Raw genomic sequence first — 26,048 nt, forward strand, 5'->3', positions numbered from 1 at the left:
CCCACCCACCCCAGGCACCATCCAGCCCGCCCGACGCTTGAGGACAAGGCCGTTCAGACCGACCATCCCACCCACCCCAGGCACCATCCAGCCCGCCCGACGCTTGAGGACAAGGCCGTTCAGACCGACCATCCCACCCACCCCAGGCACCATCCAGCCCGTCCGGCGCTTGAGGACAAGGCCCGTTCAGGGCCGTAGCGGGGGTCTGGGGGCGCAGCCCCCAGAAGGATGGGACGGGTAAGGGCGGCGGGGGCGAAACAAACTCAGCCCCGCCCAAGCGCCTCCCGCACCAGCCCCAAGTCCCCGTCCGAAGCCAACCCCGCGTGATACAACCGCAGTTCGGTAGCCCCCAACCCCACCGCCCGCTCCGCATCCACCGCAAGGGTCCCCGGACTACCCCCCATCCCCGACACCACGACGAAGTTGGCAGCCACGACAGCCCCCCGCCGCCCCACCTCCGCGAACGGCGTCAACAACCCCGCCCCACCCGTGCACGGCACCACCACACCATCCGCGACGGACAGGATGTGCGCAGGATCCACACCCGGGTTGGCGCCGACGTGATAGCCGACCGGGTCGGCGTGCAGCAGCACCTGGAAGCCGGCCGGAGCCGCGCCCCGGACCGCGGCCACCGCCGCCTCCTGAAGCGTGCGCGCCGTCTCCTCACGCCACGCGCGCGTGAGCCCCGCCCGCTCCTCCCCGAGAGCCTTCTCGACCCCCGCCCACCCCCCGTCGTCCGGCTCCCCCCGCCACAACGGCTCCAGCGCACCCCGTACGACCGCCGCCAGCTCGTCGGGATCGAGGCCCGTCCCGCCGTACCCCGCACGGCAGGACGGGCAGAAGCAGAGCGCCATCAGATACTGACCGGCGTCACCGAGCCCGATGGCGCCGGTCTTGTCGTGGGCGTGCAGATGCGTCAGCCCGTACCAGCCCAGGGACTCCAGTTCCGTACCGCGCGCCCCGGGGCGTACCGCTGCCTCGGCCGCCAGCTCGACGAGGTACGCGCGCGTGGCGGGCTGCGCGATGCAGGGCGCCCACGGGTAGCGGTCCCCGTACGCGTTGACCACGGAGGTGTCCGGATGCTCGGCGCCCAGCCGGGAGTTGTGCGCGAGGACGACCCAGGTGTGCACGTCGAGGCCCGCGTCGGCGAGTGCGGCGGCGGCCTCGCCGTACGCGTCCCCGGGGGCCCACGCCCCGGCCGCGTACGGCCGCAGCTCACGGCCCGCCCAGCGCTCGTCCGCGGGGTACAGCACGGCCGCGTGCTCGGCGGTGACGATGCGGTGGCGCGGGTGGCGGGGGGTCAACGCGCGCGTGGAGTGGTACGCGGAGGCCAGCGTCACCTGTTCCACGCCGAGCGCGGCGATCCGCCGGGCGGCGTCGGGGTCGCCGTTGACGTCCCAGGGATAGACGAATGCGGACGCCTTCACACGCTCTCCTCGGACTCGGCCCCTGCCGTGACAGCCGTATCGGACTCGACGTCCAGCAACGCGTACCCCCGCTCCACGAGCCGCACGAGCTGCTTCACATGCTCCTCGCTCGGCTCGTGCAACGGCGGCCGGACCTCCCCGACGTCCAGCCCGGCCTGCCGTACGCCCGCCTTGACGAGCGAGACGGCGTACCCGCGCCCCTGCGCGCGCAGCTCGACGAACGGCCGGTAGAAGCCGTCCAGGAGCCGGTTCGCGGTCGCGTCGTCGCCGGTGTTGAGCGCCTTGTGGAAGGCGAGGGCGATCTCGGGCGCGAAGCAGAAGACGGCCGACGAGTACAGGGTGACGCCGATGCCCTTGTAGGCGAGCCCGGTCAGTTCGGCGGTCGGCAGCCCGTTGAAGTACAGGAAGTCGCCGGGCACCTCGGCGCGTACGGCGCTCACGATCCGCTGCATCAGGTCCAGGTCGCCGACCCCGTCCTTGAGCCCGATGATCCCCTCGGTACGCGCCAGCCCGACGACGGTCTCCGGGGTGAACACGGCGTTGTCGCGCTGGTAGACGATGACCGGCAGGGCGGTGGACGCGGCCAGCTCCCGGTAGTGGCGCAGCAGCCCCTGCTGCCCGGCCACCACCAGGTACGGCGGCATGGCCAGCAGCCCGTCGGCCCCGGCCTCCTCGGCGAGACGCGCGTAGCGTACGGCGAGCGCGGTGCCGTATCCGGCGCCAGCGACCACGGGCACACGCCCGGCCGTCTCCTCCACCGCCGCCCGTACGCAGTCCTGGAACTCCTCGGGTGTCAGCGCGTGGAACTCCCCGGTGCCGCAGCAGGCGAACACGGCCGCGGCCCCCGCTTCCACACCTCGGCGCACATGTGTGCGGTAGACGTCGAGGTCCAGCGAGCCGTCGGGGCCGTAGGCGGTGACGGGGAAGAACAGCGGCCCGCTCGGGATATTGAGGCGGGCGGCCAGGGCGGCTGACGTCACGGGCTCTCCCTAGACATACACATACGTGCATGCTTCTGATCCACGTCTACATGTCTGAACGCTTCCACGCTAATCGGCCCCATTGGGGGCGGTCAAGCGCACAAACCCGCAACACAGGAGCAGATCTCGCAGCTCCACGCCACACTTGACGAGGCCGCTCCACGATCCCTAGCGTGTCCACGAATGTGAATGCCGTACACGAATGCGCCTGTGACAGTGCCTGCCGGAATGCTTCTGCCGACTCCAGGAGACCCGAGAATGCCCGCTCCCCGCACCGTTCTGCTCACCGGCGCCGCCGGCGGACTCGGCACCCTCATGCGGGAACTGCTCCCGTCGTACGGCTACACCCTGCGCCTGTTCGACCTGCTCCCCATCGAGGGCGAGCCGGACGCGATCACCGCGGACCTCGGCGACAAGGAGGCCCTGCGCGAGGCCGTGCGGGGCGTCGACGCGATCGTCCACCTCGCGGGCATCTCACTGGAGTCCTCCTTCGACAAGATCCTGAAGGCGAACATCGAGGGCACGTACAACCTGTACGAGGCCGCACACGAGGAGGGCGTCGGGCGGATCGTCTTCGCCTCCTCGAACCACGCGGTGGGCTTCACACCCCGGCCACAGGGCGACGACCCACTCATCCCCGTCGACACCCCGCACCGCCCCGACACCTTCTACGGCCTCTCCAAGTCCTTCGGCGAGGATCTGGCCCAGCTCTACTGGGACAAGCACGGCCTGGAGACCGTCTCGGTCCGCATCGGCTCCTGCTTCCCCGAGCCGACCAGCGTGCGCATGCTGTCGCTGTGGATGAGCCCCGCCGACGGCGCCCGCCTCCTCCACGCGGTCCTGACCGCCGAGAACGTCGGCCACACCGTCGTCTACGGCTCCTCCGCCAACACCCGCCTGTGGTGGGACCTCGGCACCGCGCGTGCGCTCGGCTACGACCCGCAGGACGACTCCGAGCCCTACGCCGAGAAACTGATCGCCGAACAGGGCGACCTCGACCCGCAGAACACGGGCCACACACACCTGGGCGGCCACTTCGTGACCGACCCGCCCATCTGGCCGTACTAGTTTGTCTAGATCACACTGCGGACGGGCGCCGAACGGGCCCGTCCGCAGCGTTGTTCGGGCACGGGCGATGGGCACTGGATCTGCCGCGACAGCGGCGATCCAGGGGCGCGGGGAACTGCGCGACCAGCCACATCCACCCCGCACCCGCAACACGACGGCACCCCCCGAGCTCATGGGCGCACTCCGCCCGAACGGGCACAGCCGGTCACTATCGCCCCCGTAACAGACCTGGTCACCGCCACCCACCCGCTGTAGAACTTCCTCCACAAGGCCCGAACGGGCACCACGGCACAGGAAGGCGGGTGACGACATGACCGGCACCGCGGAAGAACGCCAGCGGCACATCGTGCGCGCCGCCCGCGCCACCGGCTCGGTCGACGTAACAGCCCTCGCCGCCGATCTGGGCGTGGCCAAGGAGACCGTACGCCGGGATCTGCGCGCCCTGGAGGACCACGGCCTCGTCCGCCGCACCCACGGCGGCGCCTACCCCGTGGAGAGCGCCGGTTTCGAGACGACCCTCGCCTTCCGCGCCACCAGCCACGTCCCCGAGAAACGCCGGATCGCCGCCGCCGCGGCCGAGCTGCTCGGGGACGCCGAAACGGTCTTCGTCGACGAGGGGTTCACCCCGCAGCTCATCGCCGAGGCCCTGCCCAGGGACCGGCCACTGACCGTGGTCACCGCGTCCCTGCCCGTCGCGGGCGCGCTCGCGGAGACCGAGAACACCTCGGTCCTGCTGCTGGGCGGCCGGGTCCGCCCCGGCACCCTCGCGACGGTCGACCACTGGACGACGAAGATGCTGGCCGGCTTCGTCATCGACCTGGCCTTCATCGGCGCGAACGGCATCTCCCGCGAACACGGCCTGACGACACCCGACCCCGCCGTCAGCGAGGTCAAGGCACAGGCGATCCGGGCCTCCCGGCGCACCGTGTTCGCGGGCGTGCACACCAAGTTCGGGGCGGTGAGCTTCTGCCGGTTCGCCGACATCGGCGACCTGGACACGATCGTCACGAGCACGCTGCTGCCGACGGCGGAGGCACACCGCTATTCACTGCAGGGACCGCAGGTCATACGCGTCTGAGCCAAGCCCGATCCGAGCCCGCCCCGAACCTGATCCGAGCCCGAGACCCCAACCCACCCACCCCTCCCGCGCCCCTTATGTCCCCATACCTCCAGGAGCGATCCATGCGAACCCCGAGCCGACGGAGGCCGCGAGCCACGCTCGCCCTGGCCGCCGCAGGGACGCTGCTCGCCCCGCTGCTCTCCGGCTGCTGGGCCGGAGCGGGCGGGTCCGGTTCCGGCGGCGACGCCGTCAACGTCCTGATGGTGAACAACCCGCAGATGGTCGAGTTGCAGAAGCTCACCGCGGCCCACTTCACCAAAGAGACCGGCATCAAGGTCAACTTCACCGTCCTGCCCGAGAACGACGTCCGCGACAAGATCAGCCAGGACTTCGCCAACCAGGCGGGCCAGTACGACGTCGCGACCCTCTCCAACTACGAGATCCCGATCTACGCCCGCAACGGCTGGCTGCACGAGATGAACACGTACGTCGCGAAGGACAGCGCGTACGACGAACAGGACGTCCTCAAGCCGATGCGCGAGTCCCTCACCGGGGACGACGGCAAGCTGTACGGCCAGCCCTTCTACGGCGAGTCGTCCTTCCTGATGTACCGCAAGGACGTGTTCGAGGCGAAGGGCCTCACCATGCCCCCGCACCCCACCTGGACCCAGGTCGCCGACCTGGCGGCGAAGGCGGACGGCGCCGAGTCGGGCATGAAGGGCATCTGTCTGCGCGGACTGCCGGGCTGGGGCGAGGTCATGGCCCCGCTGACGACGGTCGTGAACACCTTCGGCGGCACGTGGTTCGACAAGGACTGGAAGGCGAGGCTCGACTCCCCCGAGTGGAAGCAGGCCGTGACCTTCTACGTCGACCTGGTCCGCGAGCACGGCGAGTCCGGCGCCCCCCAGTCCGGCTTCGCCGAGTGCCTCAACAACATGACCCAGAGCAAGGTCGCCATGTGGTACGACGCCACCTCCGCGGCCGGTTCGCTGGAGTCGGCGAACTCACCGGTGAAGGGCAAGATCGGCTACGTACCGGCGCCCGTCGAGAAGACGGAGTCCTCCGGCTGGCTCTACACCTGGGCCTGGGGCATCCAGAAGGCCTCCCGAAACCCCGACGACGCCTGGAAGTTCGTGTCCTGGGCGTCGAGCAAGCAGTACGAGCAGCTGGTCGGCGACGAGATCGGCTGGTCCAACGTCCCGGCGGGCAAGCGCGCTTCGACGTACGAGAACGCCGACTACCGCCAAGAGGCCGCCGCCTTCCAGGAGATGACGAAGGAGGCCATCGAGGGCGCCCGCCCGAACGACCCCGGAGTGCAGCCGCGCCCGGCACCCGGCATCCAGTTCGTGGGCATCCCCGAGTTCACCGATCTCGGCACCAAGGTCTCGCAGGAGATCAGCGCGGCCATCGCCGGACGCCAGTCCGTCGAGTCGGCCCTGAAGAAGTCGCAGAAGCTGGCAGAGGAGATCTCCGAGGAGTACGAGGGACGATGACCGCGACGACGACAGCCCCGACAGCCGCACCATCCGTACGCGCCGTGAAGCCCCCGTCGGGCCGCATGCGCGCCTGGGCGACCCGAGCCCCACTCCTCCCCGCCCTGATCTTCATGATCGCCGTGACCCAACTCCCGTTCGTGGCCACGCTGGTGATCTCGTTCTTCGACTGGAACTCGCTGTACCCGAAGGCCCGCCACTTCACGGGCTTCGCCAACTACACGGAGGTCCTGACAGACGCGGACCTGCGCCACTCGGTGTGGACGACGGTCCTGCTCACCGTGGCGGTGGTCCTGGCGAGCCTGATCCTGGGCCTCGCCCTGGCCCTCCTCCTGGACCGCAAATTCCGCGGCAGGGGCATCGTCCGCACCCTCCTCATCGCCCCCTTCCTGGTGGTCCCGGTGGCGGCGGCCCTGCTCTGGAAGCACGTGCTCTACAACCCCGAATACGGCCTGCTGAACGGCCTGTTGCACTACGTAGGGGGCCCGCAACCGGACTGGATCTCCAACACCCCGCTCCTCGCGGTGGAGGCATCACTGGTCTGGCAGTGGACGCCGTTCATGATGCTGATCCTGCTGGCGGGACTGCAGAGCCGCGACCAGCAGCAGATCGAGGCGGCGAAGGTCGACGGCGCGAACGACTGGCAGATCTTCCGCCACCTGACCCTCCCCCACCTGCGCCGCTACCTCGAACTCGGCGCGCTGCTGGGCTCGATCTACATCGTCCAGAACTTCGACGCGGTCTTCACGATCACATCGGGCGGCCTGGGCACGGCCAACCTCCCCTACACCGTCTACCAGAGCTTCTACCAGGCCCATGAGAACGGCCTGGCCTCCGCGGCCGGCGTCCTGGTGGTCATCGGCTCGATCATCATCGCGACCTTCGCCCTGCGCGTGGTGTCGTCCCTGTTCCGAGAGGAGGCGTCCCGAGCATGAGCGAGACCGCTGCAGGTGTACGTCCGCGCCGCACCCGGGGTACCCGAGGAGCGGGCCTGGGTCTGCTGGCGTGGCTGGCGGGCATCCTCTTCTTCCTCCCGATCGCCTGGATGGCCCTGACGTCCTTCCACTCGGAGGAGGACGCGGCGACCAACCCCCCGTCCTTCGGCGCCGCCCTGACCCTCGACGGCTACCGCGAGTTCTTCGGCACGGGCGGCGGCGCGAGCCCCTGGCCGTCCCTGATCAACTCGACGGTGGCGTCGCTGACATCGACACTGTTCGTCCTGTTGCTGGCCCTCCCCGCGGCATACGCCCTCTCCATCCGCCCGGTCCGGAAATGGACGGACGTCCTGTTCTTCTTCCTGTCGACGAAGATGCTGCCGGTGGTGGCGGGCCTGCTGCCGATCTACCTGTTCGCGAAGAACACGGACATGCTGGACAACATCTGGCTGCTGGTCATCCTCTACACGTCGATGAACCTGCCGATCGCGGTGTGGATGATGCAGTCCTTCCTCTCCGAGGTCCCGGTGGCGATCATCGAGGCGGCACGGGTGGACGGAGCGCGCCTCCCCACGATCCTCACCCGGGTCGTAGCCCCGATAGCCCTCCCCGGCATAGCCGCCACCTCCCTGATCTGCTTCATCTTCAGCTGGAACGAGCTGTTGTTCGCACGAGTGCTGACGGGTGTGGTCGCGGAGACGGCCCCCGTCTTCCTCACCGGCTTCATCACCAGCCAGGGCCTGTTCCTGGCGAAGGTGTGCGCCGCGTCGCTCGTGATCTCCCTGCCGGTGCTCGCCGCGGGGTTCGCCGCCCAGGACAAACTGGTCCAGGGCCTGTCACTGGGAGCCGTGAAGTGAAGGCAGCCGTCATCGAGTCCGTGGGCAAGGCCGTCGTCATGGAGGTCCCGGACCCGACACCGGGCCCCCGCGACGTCGTCGTCGAGGTGGCGGCCTGCGGCCTGTGCGGCACCGACCTGCACATCCTCCAGGGCGAGTTCGCCCCGACGCTGCCGATCGTGCCGGGCCACGAGTTCGCGGGGACGGTGGTGGGCGTAGGGGCACAGGTCACGGAGCTGTCGCTCGGCGACCGCGTGGCAGTGGACCCCTCCCTCTACTGCCACGAGTGCCGCTACTGCCGCACGGGCCACAACAACCTCTGCGAACGCTGGGCGGCGATCGGCGTGACGACGGCGGGCGGCGCGGCGCAGTACGCGGTGGCGCCGGTCGCCAACTGTGTACGTCTCCCGGAGCACATCCGCACCCAGGACGCGGCGCTGGTGGAGCCGCTGTCGTGCGCGGTACGAGGTTACGACGTACTCCAGTCCCGCCTGGGCGCCCATGTCCTGATCTACGGCTCGGGAACGATGGGCCTGATGATGCTGGAGCTGGCGAAGCGGACGGGCGCGGCGAGTGTCGACGTGGTCGACATCAACGCGCAACGCCTGTCGACGGCCCAGTTGCTGGGCGTATCGGGTTCGGCGACGAACGCGGACGAGCTGGACCGTCCTCAGGGCTGGGACCTGGTCGTGGACGCGACGGGCAACGCGGCGGCGATCCAGGACGGCCTGGACCGGGTGGCGAAGGCGGGCACGTTCCTGCAGTTCGGCGTGGCGGACTACGCGACCCGGGTCACGATCGACCCGTACCGCATCTACAACCAGGAGATCACCATCACCGGGTCGATGGCGGTGCTGCACAGCTTCGAACGGGCGGCGGAGTTGTTCGCGGCGGGTGTACTGGACCCAGAGATCTTCATCAGCGACCGCCTGCCACTGGAGAACTATCCGCAGGCGTTGGAGCAGTTCGCGTCGGGGGTGGGGAGGAAGATCGTGGTGGTGCCGTAATTCCTTCCTCGCCCCCGCCGCCCCTACCCGTCCCATCCTTCTGGGGGCTGCGCCCCCAGACCCCCGCTACAGCCCTGAAGGGGCCTTGTCCTCAAACGCCGGACGGGCTAGAAGATCAAGCACCGGCCGGCACCCCCAGCCCGTCCGGCGTTTGAGGACACAGGGGGGTCTGGGGGCGCAGCCCCCAGGGGATGGGAATGGGTAGGGGCGGCGGGGGCGAAAACAACCACCCCACACCCCCTTCCCCCAATCGGACGCCAAGTAAGGGAACGGTAAAACGGGCCCGGTCGTTCACTCGGCATGACAGCTATGACCCCCGGCTCGAACATCCCTCTTCCCACCACACGCGTGACGGTGGACGTCACCGCCCCCGTGCGGCTCGACGTATCGAGCCTGCTGCTCACCGCCGACGGCAAGGTGCGCTCCGACGACGACTTCATCTTCTACAACCAGCCGACCGGCCCGGGCGTGACATACCGCTCCGGCGGCGGCACCACCCCCGACTCGATCACGGTCGACACCACAGCCGTCCCCCCTGGCATCGAGAAGATCGTCGTCACGGCAAGCCCGGACGCCGCAGGCCAGACCTTCCAGGGCATCGAACCGACGGCCACGATCCGCAACGCGGCCGACAACGCCGAACTGGCCACGTTCACACCCCCACAGCTCGGCTCGGAAACGGCACTGGTGATCGTCGAGATCTACCTCCGCAACGGCGCCTGGAAGGCCCGCGCGGTGGGCCAGGGCTACGCGAACGGCCTGGCGGGCATCGCCACGGACTTCGGCGTGAGCGTGGAGGAACCGGCACCGACACCGACACCGACACCGGCCCAGGCTCCGGCCCCGGCCCCGGCGGCCGCCCAGCCGACCCCGGTCCAGCCCCCGGCACCCCCGGCGGCACCCCCGGCTCCCCCCGCCCCCACCCTCGGCGCCGGCAAGATCAACCTCGACAAGGGCCGCGTAAGCCTCCAGAAGAACCAGACCGTCTCCCTGGTCAAGGGCGGCAAGCCCCTCCTCTCCCAGGTCAAGATGGGCCTCGGCTGGGAGCCTGCGTACCGGGGCAAGGACATCGACCTGGACGCGTCGGTCATCGCGTACGGCCCGCAGCGCAACCACATCGACAGCTGCTACTTCGGCAAGCTCTCCATCGTGAACGGCGCGATCAAGCACTCCGGCGACAACCTCACGGGCGAGGGCGGGGGCGACGACGAGGTCATCGTGGTCGACCTGGGCCGCCTCCCCCAGGAGGTCACCGGCCTCGTCTTCACGGTCAACTCCTTCTCCGGCCAGAAGTTCACGGAGGTGGCGAAGGCGTACTGCCGTCTCCTGGACGCGGCGACGGGCGAGGAACTGGTCCGCTTCGACCTGACCAGCGCCGAACCGCAGACGGGCGTGATGATGGCGAAGATGATCAAGCAGTTCTCGGGCGAGTGGGAGATGACGGCGATCGGCGACTTCGTGAAGTCCCGCACGGTCAGGGGCATGGTGAAGCCGGCGGCGCAGGCGCTGTAGCGAAGCAGAACCACGCACAGAGGCGGACCGTGGGACGGGCAACACCACCACCCCGTTCGAACCGTCAACCCGTCACCTTGGCAATGAACGCGGCAAGGTTCCCCACGGTCCGCCGGATCTTCTCCTCCACAGTGATCGTCTCGTGGAGCCGCGCCCCGACCCCCGCGTCCTTTCGGCCGCGCACATACAGCGAGCAGCACAGGTCGCCGCATATGTACGCCCCCACCGAGTTGCCCTGCTTCCCGGCCTTCCCCGCCCGCGGCGCGACCATCAGGGACACCCCGCCGGTGTGCGAGGTCAGGCAGATCGAGCACATGCTGCGCCGCGTCTGCCCGAAGGCGGGCGCCGAGCTGCGCAGGACAAGACCGGCCGGACGGCCGGCCAGCTCCGCGACGAGGTAGGCACGGTCAGGGGCCTGCGGATCCCGCCACCCCAGGAAGTCCAGGTCCGCCCAGGGACGGTCGGCCAGATCACGCGGCACGGACAGGCGCCGCGCCTCACCCTTCGTGCAGTTCACGAACGCGGCACGGATCTCCTGCTCAGTCAGCTGCTCCATAACGGCAGGCTAATTTGCCTAAACACTTTAGGCAAACGCATACTCCCCTTAGTCAAACAGGCCCCACGGACGAACGGGAGAGGCCATGGCGGCACGCGCAGGACTGACCACGGAACGCCTGACCAGAGCCGGAGCGGACCTCGCCGACGAGGTCGGATTCGACCAGGTGACCGCCTCGGAACTCGCCCGGCGCTTCGACGTCAAGGTCGCGAGCCTGTACTCGCACGTGAAGAACACCCACGACCTCAAGACCAGGATCGCCCTCCTCGCCCTGGAGGAACTCGCCGACCGGGCCGCCGACGCCGTGGCCGGACGCGCGGGCAAGGACGCCCTGACCGCCTTCGCGAACGTCTACCGCGACTTCGCCCGGGAACACCCCGGCCGAGCCGCCGCCACCCGAATGCCACTCGACCCCGAGACAGCGGCGGCCAGCGCGGGCGTCCGGCACGCCCAGATGACCCGGGCGATCCTGCGCGGCTACGACCTGACCGAGCCCGACCAGACCCACGCGGTCCGCCTCCTGGGCAGCGTCTTCCACGGTTACGTCAGCCTGGAGCTGGCGGGCGGCTTCAGCCACAGCGCCCCCGACTCGCAGGAGACCTGGACCCGGACCATGGACGCCCTCGACGCCCTGCTGCGCAACTGGCCGTCCCCGCCCACCCGTTGACCCACAGCACAGCCTGAGGACGGACATGCACACGGAACCCGCCCGGACCACCACCCCCATCACCGCGGACCTCATACGCGGCGCCCTGGACCTGGAGCAAACCCCCCACGGCGTACTCCCCCACCGCCTGCCCGCCCAGGCCCGCGCCCAGAACACGGACCCCCAACTCGCCATGGCGGAGGCACAGCCCTCCGGCGTACGGCTGGTCTTCCGCACCCGGGCGACCTCCGTCGAACTGGACGCACTGCCCACCAAGCGCACCTACGTGGGCGCCCCGCCCCGCCCGGACGGTGTGTACGACCTGCTCGTCGACGGCCGCCAGGCCGGTCGCGGCAGCGTGACCGGCGGCAACACCATGACCATCGACATGGCCGCCGGAACCGCCGAGCACCGCCCCGGTACGCCCGGAACCCTCCGCTTCACCGGCCTGCCGGACACCATGAAGACCATCGAGATCTGGCTGCCCCACAACGAGACCACCGAACTCGTGGCCCTCCGCACCGACGCCCCCGTCGAACCCGTGCAGGACCACGACCGGAACCGCGTGGTCTGGCTGCACCACGGCAGCTCGATCAGCCACGGCTCGGACGCCGCGAGCCCCACGACGACCTGGCCCGCGCTCGCCGCATCGCTGGGCGGCGTGGAGCTGATCAACCTGGGCCTGGCCGGCAGCGCCCTGCTCGACCCGTTCACCGCCCGCGCGATGCGCGACACCCCCGCCGACCTGATCAGCGTCAAGATCGGCATCAACCTGGTCAACACCGATCTGATGCGGCTGCGCGCCTTCACCCCGGCCGTCCACGGCTTCCTCGACACCATCCGCGAGGGCCACCCCACGACACCACTACTGGTGATCTCGCCCCTCCACTGCCCCATGCACGAGGACACCCCCGGCCCCACCGCCCTGGACTTCACCACGCTGAGCGCCGGCCGACTGCGCTTCCAGCCCATGGGAGACCCCGCCGAGGTTACCGCCGGCAAACTGACGCTCAACGTCATCCGGGAGGAGCTGTCCCGCATCGTGAAGCAGCGCTCGGCAGACGACCCGAACCTCCACCACCTGGACGGCCGCGCCCTCTACGGCGAGTCCGATTCCGCCGAACTCCCCCTCCCCGACCAGCTCCACCCGGACGCGGCAACACACCGCCGCATGGGCGAACGCTTCGCCGAACTCGCCTTCACCACAACGGAACCGCGCTCCTGGAACGCGAAGGACTAGAAGAGAACCGGCGACGAACTAGAACAGCGCGCTGTACGCGTTCAACGCGGGCTGCCCACCCAAGTGCGCGTACAGCACGGTGGACTCCCGCCCGATCTCCCCCCGCGCCACGAGATCGACCATCCCGGCCATCGACTTCCCCTCGTACACGGGATCGGTCACCATCCCCTCCGTACGGGCGGCGAGCCGCATCGCGTCCAGGGTCGTGTCGTCGGGGATGCCGTACACACCCGCGTGGTAGCGCTCGTCCAGCTCGACGTCGTCCTGCGTCAACTCCCGCTTGAGGCCGATGAGTTGACCGGTGTTGTGGGCGATCCGCGCGATCTGCTCCTTGGTCCGGGCGGGCGCCGCCGACGCGTCGATGCCGAGCACGCGCCGTGACCGGCCGCCCGCCTCCTCCAGCGCGGCGAACCCGGCGACCATGCCGGCCTGGGTGGACCCCGTCACCGAGCACACCACGACAGTGTCGAAGAAGACGCCCAACTCCCGCTCCTGCTCGGCGACTTCGTACGCCCAACCGGCGAAGCCGAGCCCGCCCAGCGGATGGTCGGAGGCACCGGCGGGGATGGCGTACGGCTTGCCGCCGCCCTCCTCCACCTCCCGCAGCGCCAGCTCCCAGCTCTCCTTGAACCCGATCCCGAACCCGGCACGCACCAGCCGCACATCCGCCCCGGCGAGCCGGCTGATCAGGATGTTGCCGACCTTGTCGTAGACGGAGTCGGGCCAGTCGACCCAACTCTCCTGAACGAGAACGCACTTGAGCCCGGCACGCGCTGCACAGGCGGCGACCTGACGGGTGTGGTTGGACTGCACCCCGCCGATCGAGACGAGCGTGTCGCACCCCTTGGCCAGCGCGTCGGCGACGAGGTACTCCAGCTTGCGGGTCTTGTTGCCGCCGTACGCCACACCGGAGTTGCAGTCCTCCCGCTTGGCCCAGAGGGCGGCACCGCCGAGATGCGCGGTGAGCCGCTCCAGCGGATGCACGGGCGAGGGCCCGAAGAGGAGGGGGTAACGCTCGTACGAGGAAAGGGACATGGGGTTCTCCCGGTATCAGTGAGCCTCTTGGCCGGCATCGCCGGTTTCGTCGGCGAGCTCCTCCAGGCCCCGCCAGATCTCCGCGGTGACCCGGACCGCACTGTCCGCGTCACCCGCCGCACAGGCCTCGATCAGCTGCTCGTGCAGCCCGGCCGAACGGCAGTTGCCACCCTCCCCGAAGCGCCGCCGTTCCAGCCGGCGGATGAGAGGGGTGTAGCGGGCGACGGTGGCAGCGGCGGCGCGGTTGCCGCTGACGCGGACGAGGACGTCGTGCAACTCGTCGTCGGCGTGCAGGGCGGCGTCCACGTCACCGACGCTCACGGCGGCGGCGAACCGCGCGTTGGCGGCCCGCATGATGTCAATGTCCGTGCCCCGCAACCGGGGTACGGCCACCCGTACCGCCAACTCGTGCATGGCCCCGACCACGGCGGCGGCGTCCCGCACCTCGGCGGCCACGACCGGGGTCACCCGCGTATAGCTCTGCGGCTTGCTCTCCAGCAGCCCCTCGTCGACAAGCCGCGAGAACGCCTCCCGCACGGGCGCCCGGGACAGCCCGAGCCGCTCCGCCAGCTCGGCATCACGCACCACCGCCCCGGGCTCGATCTCCCCGGCGACGATGGCGTCCCGAATCGCTGAGTACGCCCGGTCCCTGAGCAGGGTCCGGGGCACAGGCCGTATCACCATGACTAAAATGTTAGATGTCAGTCGCAGGAACGCACAAGGGTGTGGCCCGCACCGAAGTACGGGCCACACCCTTGTCAGCTCACTTCAAGCGCGACTCAGCCGACCCACGGCCAGTCCGCGTCCCGCGCGCTCTCCAGCAGCGGAACCATCCGGAACGCCGCGTCCGACAGCCCTCCGAACGTGTGCCGGTTGGCCGCCCCCGACGGACCGTGGCCCGCCTTGTACCCGGCGAGGTTCCAGGTGTACACCGGCACGTCGGCCGGTACCTGCGCGGTCGGATCACCGTGCCGGCTGTACGCGTACTGCTCGTCGGTGACGATCAGCACCCGGTCGTGCTTCCGGTAGTGGCGCCGGACCGCCTCGGTCGTGTCGGTGCCGCCCAGGTCGCCGAAGCGGTCCAGGATCCTCAGCACCGACTCGCCCTTGCGGTACGTCACGCGCTTGCTCGACGTACCGAACTCGACGAGATCCGCGTCCGCCGCCCGCAGTGCGAGCGCCGAGCCGAAGATCGCCGCCGCGTCGGCCCGGGTGAGTTCCGAGCGCTCGGACAGCCGGGAGAAGAACATCGAACCCGAGCGGTCGACGAGGACGAGCGTCCGCCCGCCCAGTGCCGGCACGTTGGCCAGCGAGTGGCCGAGCGCCTGCTCCAGCGGGTACGCCCAGCGCAGCGAGGGCGCGTGCCGGTACGCGGCGAGGTAGCGGAAGGGGAACTGCCGCGAGCGCGCGACCTCGGCCGGGTCGCTGATCTTCGCCGCGACCAGCGCCGCGACCTCGTCGCTCACCCCCGCCTGGTCGAAGTTCCGCAGGTTCCGGACGAGTGCCATCGCCCCCATGGACGGGATGACCGCCTCCCAGGCGGCCCTGTCCATCGGCCCCTGTAGCCAGCCGGCCAGCGCCTCCCAGGTCATGCCCGCGTCCGCGAGCCGCTCGGCGCCGCCCGACCCGGTCACGACCTTGCGCCGCTTGGCGGGCCGCAGCGCCATCAGGTCACGGTGTGCGGTGAGCACGGGCAGCGACTTGGGCACGACGGCCGTCTCCGGGTTGTGGCGCCGGTCGAGGGCGTACTGGAACAGGTCCCCCTGCCAGGGCTTGTCCGGGTCCGGCGCCGCGTGCACGAGGTTGAGGATGTCGCCGAAGCGGTAGCCCTTGGACGCCGTGTCGTACTTCAGCAGCGACTTGGCGCTGTAGAGCCGTCGTACAGCGTCGGCGACGCCCCGCTTCACCGGCTTGGGGATGTTCCGGCCGTACCGCGAGGTCCAGTAGGCGAGCAGCTCGCCGGGCTCGTCCGGGCGACGCAGTACGGAGTCGATGACCTGCCGGTTGGTCGGGCCGTCGGTGACGTTCGCGTCGAGGCGTGCCTTCACGTACTCGGCGGCGCCCACGATGGCGGCCGTACGGAGGTTGCCCTCGCCGCGCAGCCAGCCGAGCAGGCCGGCCGTCCACGCCGGGTCGGTGACGGCGAGCCGGCGGACGAGCGCGGCGAACCGGTCGTCCCGGTCCTCGCCGCTCTCGTAGAAGGTCTTCTGCGCGACGAAGTTGGCGAGCGACAGCAGGAACAGTTCCGAGCGCTCGTCCCGCTCACGGCCACGGCCGCCCTCGTACGTACGGAGCACACGCCCCGTCGAGGTGACCCGCGAAGTGGGCCGCGCCTTGGTGGCCTTGGTGTTGAATCGCGCCATGATGAATTCCCCCCCCCCCATTCGCCGGCACTTCGTGCGTGGAACGGTTGTTTGTGGAGGGAGGCACAGCAATAACTGACCCACCTATTGCTGCGCCTCCCGAGATCAGATCGCGCACCGGGAGGTGCATGAAGTATTAGGTGTCCAGAGATCGAATTCGGCGGAACCGACGTAGGTGCTCTAACCCCTGAGCTACACCGGCGCGTTGTACCGGTGACGGGACTCGAACCCGCGGCCGCCCCATTATGAGTGGAAGTAGGTCCTGCCTTCGCACCTGGACGTTCATCACTCTAGGAGGCGTACCGCGGGCCGAGCGAGCGAATTAATCAGCCGCGCTTCTGGCGCTTCCAGGGCCCTGTAATGGCCAGCATGATCCCCGGCGTCTGGATGTTGGCGTACAACGTCTTGCCGTCGGGCGAGAAGGTGACGCCGGTGAACTCGCTGTATTCGGGCTCGTCTTCGGTGCCGGCGTTGAGTTCGTTGCGGGCGATCGGATACGTCCGTCCGCTGTCCGTCGCGCCGAACAGGTGCTGGATGCCCTCGCCGTCCTCGGCGATGATCAGGCCGCCGTACGGGGAGACGGTGATGTTGTCGGGGCCGTCGAAGGCGCCGTCGACCGACGGGTCGGGGTTCACGCCAAGCAGGACCTTCAGGGTGAGCGTGCGGCGCTTGGGGTCGTAGAACCAGACCTGGCCGTCGTGCTGGACGGGGCTCTCGGCGCGGGCGTACGAGGAGACGACGTAGGTGCCGCCGTCGCCCCACCACATGCCTTCGAGCTTGCGGGCCCGGGTGATCTCCCCGTCGCCGAACTGCTTGCGCACGGCGACCGTCGTACCGTCGCGGTCGGGTACGTCGACCCAGTCGACGCCGTACACCGTGCCGATCTTCGTGGCGCGGGAGAGGTCGTCGACGAACTTGCCCGCGGAGTCGAAGCACTTGGGCGCCTGGAGGGTGCCCGCGGTGTCGGAGAGGGTGCGGAAGGTGCCGTGGCCGTAGTGGAAGTGCTGGGGCGGGGTCCAGCGGTAGAGGAGGCCGTTGGGGGACGCGGCGTCCTCGGTGAGGTAGGCGTGGCCGCGCTTGGGGTCGATGACGACGGCCTCGTGGTCGTAACGCCCGAAGAACTTCAGCGGCTTGGGGTTCTTGTTGGCGCGCTTGTCGCAGGGGTCGACCTCGAAGACGTACCCGTGGTCCTTGGTCATGCCGTTGACGCCGGCGCGGTCGGAGTTCTCCTCGCAGGTGAGCCAGGTGCCCCAAGGGGTGCTGCCGCCCGCGCAGTTGGTGGAGGTGCCGGCGATGCCCACCCACTCGGCGACCTGGCCGCCGGGACGCACCTCGACGACCGTGCAGCCGCCGGACGCGGCCGGGTCGTAGACCAGGCCCTCGGTGAGCGGCACCGGGTACTTCCAGTTGGCGCGCGGACCCTTCAGCTCGTGGTTGTTGACGAGAAGGGTGGTACCGCGCGGCCCGTCGAAGGCGGCGGTGCCGTCGTGGTTGGACGGGGTGATCTCACCCGACTCCAGCTTGGTCTTCCCGCTGTACGTGATCACGCGGTACGAGAATCCGGCGGGGAGCGCCAGCAGCCCCTTGGGGTCGGGCAGGAGCGGGCCGTAGCCGACGCCCCCACCGTGCCGGTCCTCGGTGGCGGCCGTCTCCGTGGACGCGAGGGCGTTGGGCGCGGTGGCAAGAGCGCCGACACTGCCGGCCAGCGCGACCCCGGCCGAGGTGATCGCGGAGTTCCTGGCGAAGTCTCTGCGGGTGAGCGACATGGTGATGTCTCCTGTGACGGTGGGCGTGCCGTGGATGGAGCGTGGAGGGCGGCGCACTCGGGTTCGCCGCAACCGTCCCGCCTGACCTTGAACGCGGGTTGAACGGAGAACGACGCCCTGGAGGCAGCTGCCCCGCAGGGGCAGCGCCGACAGGGGCGCGGGGAACTGCGCGACCAGCCACGACGCACCCGCACCCGGGAGCGATCCGCAGAACCCCCCACAGACTCCGCACCGCTCACCCCCCTTGCTGCGACCGCGCCTTGAACGCCGCCTTCCGCGCTTCCTTCGCCACCCGCTTGTCCGGATGCAACCGCCCCATAGCCTCCAGCACATCCGCCGTGGCCGGATGCTCCACACGCCAGGCAGCCTCGAAGAACCCACCGTGCTGCTGAGCCAACCCCTCCACCAGCCCCCGCAGCTCCGCCGAGTTCCCCTCGGCGGCCAGCTGCGCGGCCACCGTGTCGATGGTCAGCCAGAACACCATCGCCTCGGACGGCGCCGGCACGTCGGGCGCCCCGTGCTCACTGAGCCAGACGCGGGCGAGCCCGCCCAGCTCCGCGTCGTCGAGAACCTCGCGCAGCGCGGGCTCGGCCTCGGCGCCGACGAGGGACAGGGCCTGCTGGCAGAGCAGCCGCCGCAGGGGTCCACCGACGTCACCGCCCCGCGCCGCCGCGAGCAACTCCCGCGCCGCGGCAAGGGGTTCACGACGCGTCAGCCACTGCTCGGTCTCGGCCTGCGCGGCCGTCGCCGGGAAGGCCGCCGTGCCGTCGAGCAGCGCGTCCGCGCCCTTGTCGGCGAGCTCGCCGACGGCGGGCGCCACGAAGCCGGACTCCAGCAGCCGGGCCCGTACGCCGTACAGGCCGAGCGGGGTCAGCCGGACCATGCCGTAGCGGGAGACGTCGGTGTCGTCGCCGGTCAGCGCGCCCTCGGCGGGTTCGTCGGTGTCCGCCATGAGCGCCTCGTCGACGGGCCGGTAGGCGACGAGCCCGATGGGTTCGAGCAGCCGGAACTGGTCGTCGAGGCGCATCATCGTGTCCGAGACCTGCTCCAGGACGTCGTTGGTGGGCTCGCTCATGTCGCTCGGTACGACCATGGACGCGGCCAGCGCCGGCAGCGGCACCGGGCTGTCGGCGGGCCCGCCCTCGCTGACGGTCAGCAGGTACAGGTTGGCGAGCACCCCGTCGAGGAGGTCGGCCTCCGCCTCGGGATCCCAGTCCAGCTGGGAGAAGTCGACCTCGGCGCCCTCGTCCATGGCACCGACGAGATCGTCGAGGTCGGGCACGCTCGCGTCGGCGAGGACGGTCTCCAGCGCGGCGAGCCACACCGCGAGCACGTCATGCGGTGCCCCGGAGATGAGCAGCGCCAGATCCTCGCCCGCCGTGACGGTGCCCTCGTCCTCGTCGACGACCTCGACAAGCCCGGTGTCCACGGCCACCCGCCACGCCTCACTGGCGTGCGCGAGCGCGTCCTCGACCGTGAGAGCCTCCGCGGCGCCACCGTCTCCGATCAGCCCCAGCACCTCCGCCGCCGCGGGCAACTGCTCCTCGACGAGTTCGCCACCGGCCCCGACCCGGGTGTCCGGCCCGGCCCAGCGGGCGAGCCGGACGGCGTGGGAGACCAGCGGGGCGGCGAGCGCGTCCCGCGCCAGCTCCGCTTCGGAGTGCAGTCGCACCGGCGGCAGGGGGGAGCTGTCTGACATCGGCTGTTTTCTCCTCAGGCGCCCGAAAGGCCGTACGGCGGCACCCGGTACGCATCCGAAGTCCGACGACGGCGTCTGACGACCGTACGGCGTTGTGTTGAAGGCCGTACGACTCAGCCGCTCAGCCTAGACGGATTTGGCACCATGCCGCCCGGTTCATGAACCTGCCAAAGGCGGTACATGGCTGAAACCTTGACAACTGGTGTGACCAGGCAGGAGATTGACGCGCGTAGAAGTTTGGACCGGGCGTTCACCGTCGATCGCCCGGCGCCGAACCATCGGTGCGGACCCTTTCGCACCGAGTGTTCACCGGATGTCTACGCGCGTCGCCAGCCGCCCAGCAGCTCGCGTTCCCCCCACGGCACCACCCTTGACAGCTTCTTCACCACCTTCGTCCCGGCACCCACGTCTGTCCCCGGAGGGATCCCGTTGCCGAGCAAGTCTTCCGCGCGCCTCGGCGCGCTCACTGTCGCCGCCGTCTGTTCCACGGTCGCCACCCTGGTGGTGGTCCCGTCGGCCGCGCACGCCGACACCGTGCGCATTCATGACATCCAGGGCACCACGCGCCTCTCCCCGCTCGCCGGCCAGAAGGTCACGGACGTGGCGGGAATCGTCACCGGCGTCCGTACCTACGGTTCGTCGCGCGGTTTCTGGATCCAGGACACGGCCCCGGACGCCGACCCGGCCACCAGCGAGGGCGTCTTCGTCTTCACCAGCTCCAAGCCGACCGTCGCCGTCGGCGACTCGGTCACCGTCACCGGCACGGTCTCGGAGTACGTGCCGGGCGGCGCCTCGACCGGCAACCAGGCGCTGACGGAGATCGTCAAGCCGACGGTCACCGTCGTCTCCAGCGGCAACGCGGTCCCGGCCCCGACGGTCGTCGACGCCAGATCCGTACCGGCCGCCTACACCCCGGCCGGCGACACCGCCGCGAGCGGCTCGGTGAACGGCCTGACGCTGGAGCCCAAGAAGTACGCCCTGGACTACTACGAGTCCCTTGAGGGCATGAACGTCCAGGTCAAGGACGCCCGTGTGGTCACCGCCACCGACCCGTACACCGAGCTGTGGGTCACGGTGAAGCCGCGCGAGAACACCAACCGCCGTGGCGGCACGGTGTACGGCTCCTACGCCTCGCAGAACACCGGCCGGATCCAGATCCAGTCCCTGGGCGCGGTGGCCGACTTCCCGACCGCGAACGTCGGCGACAGCCTCACCGGTACGACCACCGGCCCGCTGGACTACAACCAGTTCGGCGGCTACACCCTCGTCGCCAACGAGATAGGCACCCTGAAGCAGGGCGGCCTGGAGCGCGAGACGACCCGCAAGCAGTCGCGGAGCGAGCTGGCGGTGGCGACGTACAACGTCGAGAACCTCGACCCGGCGGACAACACCTTCGCCGAGCACGCCGCCGCGATCGTGAACAACCTTCAGTCGCCCGACATCCTGTCCCTGGAGGAGATCCAGGACAACAACGGCGCGACGAAGGACGGTACGGTCGCCGCCGACCAGACGGTGAAGAAGCTGATCGACGCCATCGTGGCGGCGGGCGGCCCGACGTACGACTGGCGTTCCATCGACCCGGTCGACCTCGCGGACGGCGGCGAGCCCGGCGGCAACATCCGTCAGGTGTTCCTGTTCAACCCGGCGCGGGTCTCCTTCACCGACCGCGCGGGCGGCGACGCCACGACCGCCACCGGTGTCACCAAGGACCACGGCAAGGCGGCCCTGACCCTCTCCCCGGGCCGCATCGACCCGGCCAACGCGGCCTGGACGAACAGCCGCAAGCCGCTCGCGGGCGAGTTCGTCTTCCGCGGCAAGACCGTCATCCTGATCGCCAACCACTTCTCCTCGAAGGGCGGCGACCAGGGCCTCACCTCCCAGTACCAGCCGCCGACGCGCAGCTCGGAGACCCAGCGTCACCTCCAGGCGACCGCGGTGAACACGTTCGTCAAGGACATCCTGAAGGTCCAGAGGAACGCGGACGTGATCACGCTCGGCGACATCAACGACTTCGAGTTCTCCGACACCACCGAGCTGCTGGAGGACGGCGGCGCGCTGTGGTCGGCGATCAAGTCGCTGCCGAAGAGCGAGCGTTACACCTACGACTACCAGGGCAACAGCCAGGTCCTGGACCAGATCCTGGTCAGCCCGTCGATCAGTCGCGGCTGCGACTTCGACTACGACTCCGTGCACATCAACTCGGAGTTCAACGACCAGATCAGCGACCACGACCCGCAGGTGCTGCGCTTCAAGCCGTAACCAGCTGTGACTCCCAGTGGTTCAGGCCTGGTTGAACACACCGTTCAGCCAGGCCTGCCACTCGGCCTCGCACTCCTTGATGTCGGTGTCCGGCGTGAAGTCGTGCAGGGAGATGCCGACGGGGTAACCCCAGTGGTTGCGCCCGAAGACGCGGGTGAGCCCCCGGTCCGTCCGCAGCCCGATGAAGTACGGGTCCCGGAAGTCGACCACGGCGTCGAACACATCAGGCCCCCGGACAGTCACCCGCGCACCGGCGGCCACACCCTCCCCCAGACCGAGCGCCCGCGCGACGGCCTCAAGGGCGTCAGGAGCCTTGGAGCCCTCGGGCCCGTCGAAGGTGGCGAAGGCGGCCGGCCGGGGCGCGAAGTGGGTGAGGTACTCGCGCAGGGTGTGCAGATAGAAGTCGGTGTGCTTGGCGGCACCGTCGTACTGGTTGTCCCAGTCGTCGACGAAGATCCCGCTGTGCACGTACCGCACCCAGGCCCGCCGGCCCTCGTCGCGCGGCTCGACGGTGTAGTCGAGCTGGTTGAGGGTCTGCTCCTGGATCCCCTCGACGTTCTCGACCCGGTTGGTGTACCGGTGCGGCGGCTCCCAGGCGGTGACCGTCGACCCGAAGGGCCCCTTGCCGCCGACCCTGGGCTCGGGCGGCTCCATCGGCCACAGATAACCGTCGGTTCCGCTGGTGACCGCCGCCCACACCTGCTCCGGGGTGGCGTCGACCTCGAACTCGCGGGCGATCTCGAACTCTTTGGGCATGATCTACTCCAACTCGGTCTGCTTGAGCGTGGGATGGACGGCGACCACGATCCGATGGTCACGGCCGCCCTCGGCGTCCGGCGAGTCGTACTTGCGCACGAGCGCGGCGACTCCCGCCGTCAACTCCTGGATGAACGCGGCCCGTTCGGTGGCCGAGGCAAAGCGCACCTCGCCGTCCAGCGCGTACGTGGCGAGCCCCTTGCGGGCCTTCGTCGCGCCGGTGATCAGCGCCCCGACGTCCCGCACGAGCCGCGCCCCGACCGCCAGCAGCCAGCGCGCGGAGAGCTGGTCACGGAAACGGTCGGGATCGGGCTGTACGGCGGCCAGGGCGAGCGGCGAGATGACGTACGACGCCGCGGTCGCCCGCATCAGCCGCTCGGTGACATTGCCCTTGCGGCGCTCCCCGGCCAGCTCGACCAGTCCGTGCCGCTCCAGCGCCTTGAGGTGATAGTTCACCTTCTGCCGGGGCAGTCCGACCTTGCCGGCCAGCATGGCGGCCGACGCGGGCCCGGCGGCCAGCTCGGCGAGCAGCCGGCCCCTTATGGGGTCCAGCGAGACGGCGGCGGCGGCCGGGTCCTCGATCACGGTGACGTCCAACATGGCTCCACCGTCTCACCGAACACTTTTTTTGTCCAGGGGAGAAAAGTCTTCGGTGAGACCCCGGCCCGGGGCCCGGATCACTCAGGGACGAGCCCGAGGGCGTACGAGTACCGCCCGGCCGTGAACGCCTTCACCGCGGGATACGTCCGGATGCGCTCCCACTCCGGGCCGGGCGAGCCGATGCCCTCCCCCGGCGCGGCGATGGCGGCGTCGTAGGACTCCGCGCTCTCCCACTCGGCGTAGTTCAGGACGTGGGTGCCGTCCTGGCTCAGATGAAAGTGGGCCGAGATGAGCCCGCGGTCGCTCTCCGGCGGCTCGACGAGGGCGTCGAGCACCAGATCGACCCAGGGACGCCGCTCCTCGACCGCCCCCTCCACGAAGTCGATCCGGACGATCACGACGAGCCCGGCCACCCGCGTGTCACCGGCGGCCCGCTCATGACTCCGGTACCACCGGTACCGGTCGAGGGCGATCCGCTCGATCCCCGGTACGGCGGTGTCGATCTCGTCGACGCGCTCCTGCCGCTGGGTCTTGAGAAAGGCCTCGTAGTCCTGCTCGCGGGCCCACTGGGAGTGATGGAGGAGGGTGGTCCCGTCGTGCCCGGCGTAGACGAAGTAGCCGAGCCCTCCCTCGGCGGGCCAGGCTCGGCGCTCCCAGGCCGTGGCGATGGCCTCGACGGCCTCCCGCTGCCGCTCGGGCGTACCGACCCGCCAGGTGCTGAAGAAGCGCGCCCGGGCGTCGGGGCGGGTGAGATCGGGGTGCGTGTGGATACGACGGGCCATGGCGGCCTCCGTGTGATCGGCAATGTGTGTACGCCGACCAGCCTCCGACCTCGACCAGGATTGAGGTCAAGCCCTGCCGGAAGCCGAGACCAACTCCCTCACCCCTTGGGCCCGTTGCCGGACTCCCCTCCCTCCAGCCCCGCCAACTGACTCTGGAACCAGTCGAGCCGGGCCTGCAACAGCGCGGCCTCGGCGACGAGTTCGGGCACCCCGAGCCCCTCGGCGGAGCCCAGTTGACCGCCGGCACCCGCCACCCCACGACCACTGCCGCCCGCCACGACCCGCAGCCCGTCCCCGGCCAGCCGGGCGAACCCGGCGAGCGACACGGACGTACGCCCCCGCAGGCAGCCCCCGCACGCGGCGGCCAGGCCGAGCCAACCGGGCCTGCCCCAGCCTGCGTCGGCGAACGCGACGGCGACCGCGCCGCAGGCGCAGGGCCCGACGGTCGCGACGCGCACCCGCTGACGGGCGTACCGGAAGCCGAGTTCGAAGCGGATGTAGGCACCGAGGACGGTGATGTCGAGCAGGACGGCCGACCGGTGCTCGCCGGTGCACAGCAGCCCCTCGGCCGTTGCCCGGTCGTGCACACAGTGGAACCCGCAGTCGCAGCGGCGATTCGGCGCACGATGCCGCAGGCCGTAGACGCAGGACGCGTCGGCGAGGACTCCGTACGGCAGCGCGCCGCCCAGCGACACCCCGGTGAACCCGGCCCGGGTGCCGTCCTGGGACAGCACCGGGTGGGCGATCTTGTATCCGGTCGGCGGCTCCGCCGGACGTTCCTCGGGGAGCCGCAGCCTCATCGGGCGACCGGAGCCTCTTCGACGGAGGCTTCCAACTCCTGCACTTCGTCAGGCAGTTGGAGTTCCTCGTCCTGGACGGGAACCCGCTCCTCCGCGACACCGGTGGCGAGTGCCTTGCCGAGCTTCATGACGCCTCCCATGACCTGCTGTTCGGTGACCGTTCCGGCCATGGTGACTCATGGGAGCCCGATTTGGCACTAGTGCCTCCACCTTCCACGTAGCACTACTTACCAATACAAGACAGAAAAATTAAGTAGAGCTTCACCGACACCGCGCCGAGACTACCCGCATGAAGACACCACCGACACAGACACAGACACCGACATCGGCACCGGCACCGGCACCGGCACCCTTCGGACGCGCCCTGTGCGCGATGATCACCCCTTTCACCGCCGAGGGCACCCTGGACCTGGACGGCGCCCAGCGGCTCGCCGACCGGCTGGTGGCCGGGGGCTGCGACGGCCTGGTGCTCTCCGGTACGACGGGCGAGTCCCCGACCACGACGGACGCGGAGAAGTCGGCGCTGGTACGGGCGGTGCGGGAGGCGGTCGGTGCGCGGGCGTCGATCGTGGCGGGCGTCGGGACGGCGGACACCCGGCACACCGTCGAACTGGCCCTGGCGGCCGAAAAGGCGGGCGCGGACGGCCTGTTGGCGGTGGCCCCCTACTACAGCCGCCCTCCGCAGGACGCGATCGAGGCCCACTTCCGGGAGCTGGCGGACGCCACCGCCCTCCCCCTCACCCTGTACGACATCCCGGGTCGCACCGGCGTCCGCATCGAGCCGGAGACGATGATCCGCCTGGCCGAACACCCGAGGATCGTCGCGGTGAAGGACTGCGCGTACGACCTGCTGGGCACCCAGAAGGTGCTGTCCCGGACGGACCTGGCGTACTACACGGGCTGCGACGAATACGTACTGGCGCTGTACGCGCTGGGCGGCGCCGGATACATCAGCACGGTGGCGAATGTGATCCCCCGTCACTTCCGGTCGATCATCGACAGGTTCGACGCGGGAGGGACGGCGCAGGCGGCCCGCCTACAGCAACGAGCCCTCCCCCTCACCGAGTTGATGATGGCGAAGGACCTGCCGGGAGCGGTGACGACGAAGGCACTGCTGGGCCGGCTGGGCCTGCCCTCGGGCCCGGTAAGGCCACCACTGCGCCCGGCGAACGAGCGGACGAAGGACGAACTACTGGCGACGTACGAGGAGTTGACCGCGTAGAGCCCG

24 protein-coding genes are annotated in these 26,048 nt (G+C 70.0%); 11 read left to right on the forward strand and 13 right to left on the reverse strand.

Annotated features, from left to right (window positions below; translation table 11 throughout):
- Positions 1–263: 263 nt before the first annotated feature.
- Both ACFYXF_RS14750 and ACFYXF_RS14755 read right to left on the reverse strand, forming a co-directional pair.
- Positions 264–1,427, reverse strand: a complete 1,164-nt coding sequence (locus tag ACFYXF_RS14750; RefSeq protein ID WP_389349944.1) for a hypothetical protein — start codon at positions 1,425–1,427, stop codon at positions 264–266.
- Positions 1,424–2,407 carry a 5-dehydro-4-deoxyglucarate dehydratase gene (locus ACFYXF_RS14755; protein WP_389349945.1) on the reverse strand — a complete coding sequence of 328 codons (984 nt, stop codon included), beginning with the start codon at positions 2,405–2,407 and terminating at the stop codon, positions 1,424–1,426. Before ACFYXF_RS14755 ends, ACFYXF_RS14750 begins: the two co-directional genes overlap by 4 nt.
- Before the next feature lie 258 nt (positions 2,408–2,665).
- On the opposite strand from ACFYXF_RS14755, the gene ACFYXF_RS14760 reads away from it, so the two are divergent.
- The 7 genes from ACFYXF_RS14760 (at position 2,666) to ACFYXF_RS14790 (ending at position 10,318) form a co-directional block, all read left to right on the forward strand.
- Positions 2,666–3,475 (forward strand): NAD-dependent epimerase/dehydratase family protein, encoded by an 810-nt coding sequence (locus ACFYXF_RS14760; protein WP_389349946.1) that lies wholly within the window; start codon positions 2,666–2,668, stop codon positions 3,473–3,475.
- 310 nt (positions 3,476–3,785) lie between these two features.
- Positions 3,786–4,553: a DeoR/GlpR family DNA-binding transcription regulator gene (locus ACFYXF_RS14765; RefSeq protein ID WP_389349947.1), complete on the forward strand. Its 768-nt coding sequence runs from the start codon at positions 3,786–3,788 to the stop codon at positions 4,551–4,553.
- A 104-nt stretch (positions 4,554–4,657) separates the two neighbouring features.
- On the forward strand, positions 4,658–6,028 hold the full coding sequence (locus ACFYXF_RS14770; protein WP_389349948.1) for an ABC transporter substrate-binding protein: 1,371 nt from the start codon (positions 4,658–4,660) through the stop codon (positions 6,026–6,028).
- On the forward strand, positions 6,025–6,963 hold the full coding sequence (locus ACFYXF_RS14775) for a carbohydrate ABC transporter permease (protein ID WP_389349949.1): 939 nt from the start codon (positions 6,025–6,027) through the stop codon (positions 6,961–6,963). The genes ACFYXF_RS14770 and ACFYXF_RS14775 overlap by 4 nt, the downstream gene beginning before the upstream one ends.
- Complete coding sequence (locus tag ACFYXF_RS14780; RefSeq protein WP_389349950.1) at positions 6,960–7,820, forward strand: carbohydrate ABC transporter permease; 861 nt, start codon at positions 6,960–6,962, stop codon at positions 7,818–7,820. Before ACFYXF_RS14775 ends, ACFYXF_RS14780 begins: the two co-directional genes overlap by 4 nt.
- Positions 7,817–8,806 carry a zinc-dependent alcohol dehydrogenase family protein gene (locus tag ACFYXF_RS14785; RefSeq protein ID WP_389349951.1) on the forward strand — a complete coding sequence of 330 codons (990 nt, stop codon included), beginning with the start codon at positions 7,817–7,819 and terminating at the stop codon, positions 8,804–8,806. Before ACFYXF_RS14780 ends, ACFYXF_RS14785 begins: the two co-directional genes overlap by 4 nt.
- Positions 8,807–9,115: 309 nt before the next feature.
- Entirely contained in the window at positions 9,116–10,318 is a 1,203-nt protein-coding gene (locus tag ACFYXF_RS14790) for a TerD family protein (RefSeq protein ID WP_389350350.1), read from the forward strand.
- A gap of 64 nt (positions 10,319–10,382) precedes the next feature.
- Here ACFYXF_RS14790 and ACFYXF_RS14795 read toward each other — a convergent pair whose 3' ends face one another.
- Positions 10,383–10,874: an FBP domain-containing protein gene (locus tag ACFYXF_RS14795; RefSeq protein ID WP_389349952.1), complete on the reverse strand. Its 492-nt coding sequence runs from the start codon at positions 10,872–10,874 to the stop codon at positions 10,383–10,385.
- Positions 10,875–10,959: 85 nt separating this feature from the next.
- Between ACFYXF_RS14795 and ACFYXF_RS14800 the strand changes: the two genes are divergently transcribed.
- A complete protein-coding gene (locus ACFYXF_RS14800; protein WP_389349953.1) occupies positions 10,960–11,541 on the forward strand; it encodes a TetR/AcrR family transcriptional regulator in 582 nt (193 codons plus the stop codon).
- A 25-nt stretch (positions 11,542–11,566) separates the two neighbouring features.
- Entirely contained in the window at positions 11,567–12,760 is a 1,194-nt protein-coding gene (locus tag ACFYXF_RS14805) for a GDSL-type esterase/lipase family protein (protein ID WP_389349954.1), read from the forward strand.
- An 18-nt stretch (positions 12,761–12,778) separates the two neighbouring features.
- On the opposite strand, the gene ACFYXF_RS14810 is transcribed toward ACFYXF_RS14805, so the two are convergent.
- From ACFYXF_RS14810 to ACFYXF_RS14830, 5 genes are all read right to left on the reverse strand, one after another.
- Positions 12,779–13,795 carry a 1-aminocyclopropane-1-carboxylate deaminase gene (locus ACFYXF_RS14810; protein WP_389349955.1) on the reverse strand — a complete coding sequence of 339 codons (1,017 nt, stop codon included), beginning with the start codon at positions 13,793–13,795 and terminating at the stop codon, positions 12,779–12,781.
- 15 nt (positions 13,796–13,810) lie between these two features.
- A complete protein-coding gene (locus ACFYXF_RS14815) occupies positions 13,811–14,479 on the reverse strand; it encodes a GntR family transcriptional regulator (protein WP_389349956.1) in 669 nt (222 codons plus the stop codon).
- Positions 14,480–14,574: 95 nt separating this feature from the next.
- Positions 14,575–16,158 (reverse strand): TROVE domain-containing protein, encoded by a 1,584-nt coding sequence (locus ACFYXF_RS14820; protein ID WP_389349957.1) that lies wholly within the window; start codon positions 16,156–16,158, stop codon positions 14,575–14,577.
- A gap of 326 nt (positions 16,159–16,484) precedes the next feature.
- Positions 16,485–17,924, reverse strand: a complete 1,440-nt coding sequence (locus ACFYXF_RS14825; protein WP_389349958.1) for an alkaline phosphatase PhoX — start codon at positions 17,922–17,924, stop codon at positions 16,485–16,487.
- Positions 17,925–18,159: 235 nt separating this feature from the next.
- Entirely contained in the window at positions 18,160–19,623 is a 1,464-nt protein-coding gene (locus ACFYXF_RS14830; RefSeq protein WP_389349960.1) for a hypothetical protein, read from the reverse strand.
- Positions 19,624–20,052: 429 nt separating this feature from the next.
- On the opposite strand from ACFYXF_RS14830, the gene ACFYXF_RS14835 reads away from it, so the two are divergent.
- On the forward strand, positions 20,053–21,882 hold the full coding sequence (locus ACFYXF_RS14835; RefSeq protein WP_389349961.1) for an endonuclease/exonuclease/phosphatase family protein: 1,830 nt from the start codon (positions 20,053–20,055) through the stop codon (positions 21,880–21,882).
- Positions 21,883–21,903: 21 nt separating this feature from the next.
- Here ACFYXF_RS14835 and ACFYXF_RS14840 read toward each other — a convergent pair whose 3' ends face one another.
- The 5 genes from ACFYXF_RS14840 to ACFYXF_RS14860 all read right to left on the reverse strand — a co-directional run bounded on the left by ACFYXF_RS14840 (position 21,904) and on the right by ACFYXF_RS14860 (position 24,990).
- Positions 21,904–22,638, reverse strand: a complete 735-nt coding sequence (locus ACFYXF_RS14840; protein WP_389349962.1) for an SRPBCC domain-containing protein — start codon at positions 22,636–22,638, stop codon at positions 21,904–21,906.
- A 3-nt stretch (positions 22,639–22,641) separates the two neighbouring features.
- A complete protein-coding gene (locus ACFYXF_RS14845) occupies positions 22,642–23,238 on the reverse strand; it encodes an ArsR/SmtB family transcription factor (protein WP_389349963.1) in 597 nt (198 codons plus the stop codon).
- A 77-nt stretch (positions 23,239–23,315) separates the two neighbouring features.
- Positions 23,316–24,020, reverse strand: a complete 705-nt coding sequence (locus ACFYXF_RS14850) for a hypothetical protein (protein ID WP_389349964.1) — start codon at positions 24,018–24,020, stop codon at positions 23,316–23,318.
- Positions 24,021–24,118: 98 nt separating this feature from the next.
- Positions 24,119–24,820, reverse strand: coding sequence for a hypothetical protein (locus ACFYXF_RS14855; RefSeq protein WP_389349965.1), 702 nt, complete (start codon positions 24,818–24,820; stop codon positions 24,119–24,121).
- Positions 24,817–24,990: a hypothetical protein gene (locus tag ACFYXF_RS14860; protein ID WP_389349966.1), complete on the reverse strand. Its 174-nt coding sequence runs from the start codon at positions 24,988–24,990 to the stop codon at positions 24,817–24,819. The genes ACFYXF_RS14855 and ACFYXF_RS14860 overlap by 4 nt, the downstream gene beginning before the upstream one ends.
- 119 nt (positions 24,991–25,109) lie before the next feature.
- Here ACFYXF_RS14860 and dapA point away from each other — a divergent pair, with 119 nt between their 5' ends.
- Positions 25,110–26,042, forward strand: a complete 933-nt coding sequence (gene dapA, locus ACFYXF_RS14865; protein ID WP_389349967.1) for a 4-hydroxy-tetrahydrodipicolinate synthase — start codon at positions 25,110–25,112, stop codon at positions 26,040–26,042.
- Positions 26,043–26,048 lie beyond the last annotated feature (6 nt).

Origin of the sequence: Streptomyces sp. NPDC002680 (genome assembly GCF_042889145.1) — a bacterium.
Taxonomy (GTDB): domain Bacteria; phylum Actinomycetota; class Actinomycetes; order Streptomycetales; family Streptomycetaceae; genus Streptomyces; species Streptomyces adonidis.

Excerpts from the sequence above, each read along its gene's own strand:
- ACFYXF_RS14850 (WP_389349964.1), bottom strand. The coding sequence starts at position 24,020 with ATGGCCCGTCGTATCCACACGCACCCCGATCTCACCCGCCCCGACGCC.
- ACFYXF_RS14820 (WP_389349957.1), bottom strand. The coding sequence starts at position 16,158 with ATGGCGCGATTCAACACCAAGGCCACCAAGGCGCGGCCCACTTCGCGG.
- ACFYXF_RS14845 (WP_389349963.1), bottom strand. The coding sequence starts at position 23,238 with ATGTTGGACGTCACCGTGATCGAGGACCCGGCCGCCGCCGCCGTCTCG.
- ACFYXF_RS14815 (WP_389349956.1), bottom strand. The coding sequence starts at position 14,479 with ATGGTGATACGGCCTGTGCCCCGGACCCTGCTCAGGGACCGGGCGTAC.
- ACFYXF_RS14810 (WP_389349955.1), bottom strand. The coding sequence starts at position 13,795 with ATGTCCCTTTCCTCGTACGAGCGTTACCCCCTCCTCTTCGGGCCCTCG.
- ACFYXF_RS14805 (WP_389349954.1), top strand. The coding sequence starts at position 11,567 with ATGCACACGGAACCCGCCCGGACCACCACCCCCATCACCGCGGACCTC.
- ACFYXF_RS14800 (WP_389349953.1), top strand. The coding sequence starts at position 10,960 with ATGGCGGCACGCGCAGGACTGACCACGGAACGCCTGACCAGAGCCGGA.
- ACFYXF_RS14770 (WP_389349948.1), top strand. The coding sequence starts at position 4,658 with ATGCGAACCCCGAGCCGACGGAGGCCGCGAGCCACGCTCGCCCTGGCC.
- ACFYXF_RS14780 (WP_389349950.1), top strand. The coding sequence starts at position 6,960 with ATGAGCGAGACCGCTGCAGGTGTACGTCCGCGCCGCACCCGGGGTACC.
- ACFYXF_RS14840 (WP_389349962.1), bottom strand. The coding sequence starts at position 22,638 with ATGCCCAAAGAGTTCGAGATCGCCCGCGAGTTCGAGGTCGACGCCACC.
- ACFYXF_RS14765 (WP_389349947.1), top strand. The coding sequence starts at position 3,786 with ATGACCGGCACCGCGGAAGAACGCCAGCGGCACATCGTGCGCGCCGCC.
- ACFYXF_RS14825 (WP_389349958.1), bottom strand. The coding sequence starts at position 17,924 with ATGTCGCTCACCCGCAGAGACTTCGCCAGGAACTCCGCGATCACCTCG.
- ACFYXF_RS14775 (WP_389349949.1), top strand. The coding sequence starts at position 6,025 with ATGACCGCGACGACGACAGCCCCGACAGCCGCACCATCCGTACGCGCC.
- ACFYXF_RS14855 (WP_389349965.1), bottom strand. The coding sequence starts at position 24,820 with ATGAGGCTGCGGCTCCCCGAGGAACGTCCGGCGGAGCCGCCGACCGGA.
- ACFYXF_RS14830 (WP_389349960.1), bottom strand. The coding sequence starts at position 19,623 with ATGTCAGACAGCTCCCCCCTGCCGCCGGTGCGACTGCACTCCGAAGCG.
- ACFYXF_RS14790 (WP_389350350.1), top strand. The coding sequence starts at position 9,116 with ATGACCCCCGGCTCGAACATCCCTCTTCCCACCACACGCGTGACGGTG.
- dapA (WP_389349967.1), top strand. The coding sequence starts at position 25,110 with ATGAAGACACCACCGACACAGACACAGACACCGACATCGGCACCGGCA.
- ACFYXF_RS14860 (WP_389349966.1), bottom strand. The coding sequence starts at position 24,990 with ATGGCCGGAACGGTCACCGAACAGCAGGTCATGGGAGGCGTCATGAAG.
- ACFYXF_RS14760 (WP_389349946.1), top strand. The coding sequence starts at position 2,666 with ATGCCCGCTCCCCGCACCGTTCTGCTCACCGGCGCCGCCGGCGGACTC.
- ACFYXF_RS14795 (WP_389349952.1), bottom strand. The coding sequence starts at position 10,874 with ATGGAGCAGCTGACTGAGCAGGAGATCCGTGCCGCGTTCGTGAACTGC.